The 952-nt window shown below is 40.2% G+C and carries 1 protein-coding gene; it reads right to left on the bottom strand.

The genetic code is table 11. The features are described 5' to 3' along the window. Window positions 1-671: TetR/AcrR family transcriptional regulator (locus tag IQR33_RS06270; protein ID WP_193843597.1), on the bottom strand; the 671-nt coding region annotated here is incomplete at its 3' end. Between the last annotated feature and the right edge of the window lie 281 nt (window positions 672-952).

The raw sequence follows: 952 nt of genomic DNA, 5'->3' as shown, positions 1-952 counted from the left end.
AGTAACATATTCGCGTTGTGCAGTACTGAGAATGGGTCTTGAATTCGCTGAATACATCGACTGTTCGATGCATTTTGCGCCAAAGCGTTTGAACCGAATGCAATAGACCAGTTGGCGAATACAATAGCATCAGAACCAATTGCGGGAGAAAACTTAAGATCACCACATTCTACCGCATTGTTCACCAGCGCATCAGCACCATCTATTACTTGTTCTTCCAAGTTATTCAGTTCATTCACACGTTTAGGCGAAGCCTTCTCTAGAACCCAAGGCGTCTTTGCAACAATCGCACAGGTTGATAGTACTGGCTCCATACGAGCGTAAATACGATAACCTACATGCATCGCAATGATTTTTTCTCTGGTATTGCCATTAAATTTGGCGGTACGTTCGAAAAATATTGCTTCGCTTTTCAGCGAATGAATACAAAGCGCAAGAATCACATCTTCTTTGCTGCAAAAATGATTGTAGATCGTCCCTTTAGAATAAGGGCTTGACGCTGTAAGCTTGTCCATCGTTAAGTTGGCAAAGCCTTGCTCTTGAACTAAAGACTTAGCCAATTGAATAAGCTCTATCTCACGATCAGCAATCGCCTGTTGCTTTTTTGTTAGCCCTGAAGACACACGACATCCGTCTTGCTTGCTATATTTTTTACAGCGAAAGTTAAACATAATCCTTTGATCCGTATACCAACACACTCCCAATAATTGTAACACGATTCTTTAATACAGGAACGCAACTAAAGTTGACGAACCGTCATAAATGACACTTCGTCACAATAGATCAAAAAACAAACATTTCAAGTATGAATTTATAATTAGAAGATAAATAGCTACCAATTATGCATACCCAAGTAGCTACAGGATGCTTGGTTCAACGAGAATGGTTTCTTTGTAGAGGAAGCGAGAGAGGCTTTGGGAGGAACAACGAAGGAAATCAGCATGTTAAAAAT

Source organism: Vibrio sp. OPT46 (genome assembly GCF_015163535.1).
In the GTDB taxonomy this organism is placed as follows: domain Bacteria; phylum Pseudomonadota; class Gammaproteobacteria; order Enterobacterales; family Vibrionaceae; genus Vibrio; species Vibrio alginolyticus.
This window is presented reverse-complemented; position numbering and strand designations above follow the sequence as displayed.